The organism is Longimicrobium sp., from assembly GCF_036554565.1.
Lineage (GTDB): Bacteria > Gemmatimonadota > Gemmatimonadetes > Longimicrobiales > Longimicrobiaceae > Longimicrobium.
On record NZ_DATBNB010000435.1, the window covers coordinates 1 to 4,198 of the forward strand.

Here is a 4,198-nt window from a genome sequence, read left to right on the forward strand (position 1 = left end):
CCCTTCCCCCGCGGGGTTTGCGGGGGAAGGGCTGGGGATGGGGGGCGGCCGCGGATGCACCCGACTCACATCGAAACGCCACCTCGGCGCCGCCTCAGCCGCCTACGCGAAACTCCACGCGTCCATCCTGCACCGACACGCTCTCCAGGACCACGGTCAGCGTCTGGCCCGGATCGTAGCGCGTGTCGCCCTTGTCGGCGGCGGCGCGGATCGGCGGATCGTCGATCTGCACCTCGACGTCACCGCCGCGCACGCCCAGCACCGTCGCCGCGAACGACTGGCCCACGCGGTCGCGAAGCATCCACGCCTCTGCCACGTCGACGGCCCGGCGCTCCAGCTTGGCCGCGCGAGAATCGGCGTCGTTCATCACGGCGGGCAGGCGCTTGAGCGTGTCCACCTCTTCCGGCGTGGGGCGGCGGCCGGCGGCGAGAGTGATGAGGAGGTCGAGCACGTAGCGGTCTCCCAGGCGGCGGAGCGGCGCCGTGGCGTGGGCGTACGGCATCGCCAGCGCGTGGTGCAGCGGGTTTTCGGGAGGATCGCCTTCGAACGAAACGTAGTCCGCGCCGCGCATTACCGGCCGCGCCTGCCACACCAGCGGTGTGATGCGGGGATGCTTCACGTCCAGCGAGCGGATGAACTCCGGGTAGCTCATCCGGTCCGGCCACGCGAAGCCCAGCGCCCGGGCGGACTGGCGGAAGCCCGCGAGGGCCTCGGGATTGGGCGCCGGCATCGTCCGCAGCATGCCGATGCCGGCCTCCAGCATCCGCCGCGCGGCCCAGTGCCCCACCAGCAGTGACACCTGCTCGTTCCACTCTTCCGACGGCATCGGCTGCTCGAACTCGAGCGTGTACCCCAGGTTGCGCGCGGCCATGTGCGTCACGTGCTGCGACACCAGCGGCAGCGACACGCCGCCGCGCTCCGCCTCGATCTTCTCGCGCAGCTCACCGAACCGGCGCATCTCATCCAGCGTTCCCACCCATTCCTCGCCGCGGAACGCCGTTCCGTCCTCGCACACGTGCTCCACCACCTGCGCGTACGTCAGCTGCGCGCGGCTGCGCACCACCGCCGGGGCGACGGTGAGCTCCTTGACCTCCGCACGGTCATCCAGCGCGAAGTCGAAGAGGATGCACGGGCGGTCCACTCCGGGAAGCAGGCTCCCCGCGTTCTCGCTGATGGCGGGGGGATACAGCGAGACCTTGTGGTCGGGCGCGTAGAACGTCACGCCGCGCTTGAACGCCTCGGTCTCGATCGGGCCGCCGCGGTCCACGAAGAAGCCGACATCGGCGATGGCGTACCACAGGCGGAATCCGCCGTCCGGCTCTGTGCGGATCCCAACGGCCTGGTCCAGGTCGCGGCTGCCGGGTGGATCGATCGTCACCAGCGGGAGGTCGCGCCGGTCCTCCCGGCCGTTGCCAGGGGACACGACTCGCCGGGCCGCCTCGGCCGCGGCCTCCGTCACCTCCCGCGGAAACTCCGCGGGCACGCCGAACTCCTCTCGTGCCGCGTTCAGCGCCTGCTCCACCAACCCGTCGCCACCCGCCATCATCGTCTCCGGTCCACGGTTCAGGAGCAGCTACGCGCAAGCTACGGTCCGACAGTTTGCGAGCGGGCCACGGTCAGCGTTCCGGCGGCTCCGTTTCGTCCAGTGCCCGGAGTTCACGCCGAACAGCGGCGAGGGCTTCAGCGATGTCTCGCTCGACCTCCTCGTCGGGATACTGCGGCATCCTCTCGCCGGCGCGCCTGAATGCCTCCGAGCGGGCGGTTCGCTCCCCCACAATCGTGGAGTACATGTAGATGGGCACGAGTGCACCAACCACACACCCCTCCTCCTCCAACAGCACGGGATGATGGTTTGTCTCTGCACGCTGCAGCAGACTCTCCAACTGCTCTCCCGCTTCAGCGAGATCGACTCGTTCGGGCGTCATCGGGCCTTCCGTTTCGGCATTGTTGATGGAACAGGCACATCACGATTTCTCCGGCTTGATGCTGTCCAGCCAGGTAAGAAACTGCCGCGGCGACAGGATCATAGTTCCCTCGTACGACCCGAGCACGAGGAGATCCTGGTCGCTCGAGACGAGCACGTGTGCTTCCGCTTCAGCAGCGGCGGAAAGGATCATGTAGTCCTTCGGATCGCGAACGTACACGCTTACCTCGGCGGTCCCCGACACGAACATCGCCTTTTGGTGGAGGGCGCGCATAATTCCGTCCGCTGCCTCGGCGCAGTCGTACCGCCGCCTGATTCGCGCGTAGCCAAGCGTCGTTCGGACCTCGTGGATAATCGCCCGTGTCGTAAAAAGAGAAAAGCGAAGTGCCCGCCAAGCCTCGTAGGCCTGAGCGGGCACTCCTTTGGGCGTCAGGGCGACGCTGACCAGAACCGATGTATCAAATACGACTCGCAGCACCTTTCCCCCGTATGGCGGCGATGGCTTCGGCAATGTCGCGTTCGACTTCTTCCTCCGGATACTGCGGCTGCTTGGCTACGGCTTGCGCCAGAGCCTCGAAAACTGCCTCGCGTTCTTCGATCAGCGCGCGATACATCTGCAAGGGCAGAAAGGCTCCCACGTCTTGGCCATCCGACGTTAGTACGACAGGGCGGCGCGTGCACTCGACGCGCGCAAGCACCTCACTCAAACGCTCACGTACGTGCGAGATGTCCATTCGCTCAGCATCCATCGTGATCCTTCCCGCTCGGGTACCCCGCTCAGAAACGTGCACAAACCGAACAGTCTGGTCAAGCCCCATCCTCAATCCGCCACGCCCAGCAACCACTGGCGGACCCGGTCCAGCGCGATCTGGGCGGCCATGCCCTTCAGCCACTCGCGGCCGCGGTTGCCCACGTCGTAGCGGCGCGACCATTGCCCGCCTTCCCACGCCAGCCCGATGCACAGCGTGCCCACCGGCTTCTCCGGCGTGCCGCCCCCCGGGCCGGCGATGCCTGTCGTGGCGATCCCCAGGTCCGCACCCGCCAGCTTGCGCACGCCCGCCGCCATCTCCTCGGCCGTCTGGGTGCTCACCGCGCCGTGCTCCGCGAGGGTGGCTTCCGACACGCCGAGCACGCGCACCTTGGCCTCGTTGGCGTACGTGGCCACGCCGAGCAGGAAGTACTCGGAGCTCCCCGGCACGTCCGTCACCCGGTCGCCGATCTTGCCGCCCGTGCATGACTCGGCCACGGCCAGCGTCAGCCCGCGCTCCCGCAGCAGCCGGCCGACCGTCTCCTCCATCCCCTCGTCGCCCACCGCGTAGATGGCGTTCCCCAGCCGCTCGCGGATGCGCGCCTCCAGATCGTCCAGGCGCGGATCCAGGTCCTCGTCCGGCCGCCCGAAGACCGTCACCCGCACCTGCATCCGCGGGAACGCCGCGCGGAACGCCAACCGCGCCTCCGACGGATCGATGGCGCCCTCCAGCAGCTCGTCGAGCTTGCTTTCCGCCAGGCCGAAGGTGCTGAAGGAGCGCGAGGCAAACTTCTGGTCCGGCGTACGAGCCGCCACCCACGGCACCAGCGACGCGGGCACCATCTCCCGGGTTTCGCGCGGCACGCCGGGAAAGCACGCGACGTGGCGAGTGGTGCCGTCCACCTCCACCGGGCAGATGAATCCGGGGGCGGTGCCGTTCGGGTTGGCAAAGATGGTGGAGCCCTCGGGAAACAGCGCCTGCTTCCGGTTGTTGGGCGACATCTCCAGCGCGCGCGCCCGGAACCGTTCCTCGATGGCGCGCAGCGACGGCTCGTCCAGCACCAGCTCGCGCCCGGCGAGCTTCGCCACGCAGGCAGTCGTCAGGTCGTCGGCGGTGGGGCCCAGCCCGCCGGTGCACACCACCAGCTCGGCCTCTTCCAGCGCCCGGCGAAGTGCGCGGATGATGTCGTCTTCGTCGTCCGCCACCGCGAAGCCCGCCACGGGCTGCACACCCAGCGGCTTCAGCTCCGTCGCAAGGAAGCCGGAATTGGTGTCGGTCGTCAGCCCGCCGACGATCTCGTCGCCGATGGCGAGAAAGGCGGCCCTCACTTGCCGCGCATCGCCTTGAGGGCACCCTTCACCATCGCGCGGGGCATGCGGGTGAGCCCGTTGAACTCGCCGCCGGAGCCGATCCACTCGCCACCGTCGATGGTCACCACCTCGCCGTTGATGAACGGCGCCCCGTCCGACACCAGGAAGGCGGCCAGGTTCGCGAGCTCGTCGTGCTCGCCGAAGCGGTTCATGGG

At 68.6% G+C, this 4,198-nt stretch carries 6 protein-coding genes; all 6 read right to left on the reverse strand.

Features of this window, described 5'->3' with window-relative positions; all coding sequences use genetic code 11:
• Nucleotides 1–94: 94 nt before the first annotated feature.
• Nucleotides 95–1,546, reverse strand: a complete 1,452-nt coding sequence (locus VIB55_RS11885; protein ID WP_331876862.1) for an RNB domain-containing ribonuclease — start codon at nucleotides 1,544–1,546, stop codon at nucleotides 95–97.
• Nucleotides 1,547–1,616: 70 nt separating this feature from the next.
• Nucleotides 1,617–1,925: a hypothetical protein gene (locus VIB55_RS11890; RefSeq protein ID WP_331876863.1), complete on the reverse strand. Its 309-nt coding sequence runs from the start codon at nucleotides 1,923–1,925 to the stop codon at nucleotides 1,617–1,619.
• A gap of 39 nt (nucleotides 1,926–1,964) precedes the next feature.
• Nucleotides 1,965–2,402 carry a putative toxin-antitoxin system toxin component, PIN family gene (locus tag VIB55_RS11895; RefSeq protein WP_331876864.1) on the reverse strand — a complete coding sequence of 146 codons (438 nt, stop codon included), beginning with the start codon at nucleotides 2,400–2,402 and terminating at the stop codon, nucleotides 1,965–1,967.
• On the reverse strand, nucleotides 2,383–2,658 hold the full coding sequence (locus VIB55_RS11900) for a type II toxin-antitoxin system prevent-host-death family antitoxin (protein WP_331876865.1): 276 nt from the start codon (nucleotides 2,656–2,658) through the stop codon (nucleotides 2,383–2,385). Before VIB55_RS11900 ends, VIB55_RS11895 begins: the two co-directional genes overlap by 20 nt.
• Nucleotides 2,659–2,744: 86 nt before the next feature.
• Nucleotides 2,745–4,001 (reverse strand): competence/damage-inducible protein A, encoded by a 1,257-nt coding sequence (locus VIB55_RS11905; RefSeq protein ID WP_331876866.1) that lies wholly within the window; start codon nucleotides 3,999–4,001, stop codon nucleotides 2,745–2,747.
• Nucleotides 3,998–4,198: SDR family oxidoreductase (locus VIB55_RS11910; RefSeq protein ID WP_331876867.1), on the reverse strand; the 201-nt coding region annotated here is incomplete at its 5' end. The genes VIB55_RS11910 and VIB55_RS11905, both read right to left, overlap by 4 nt.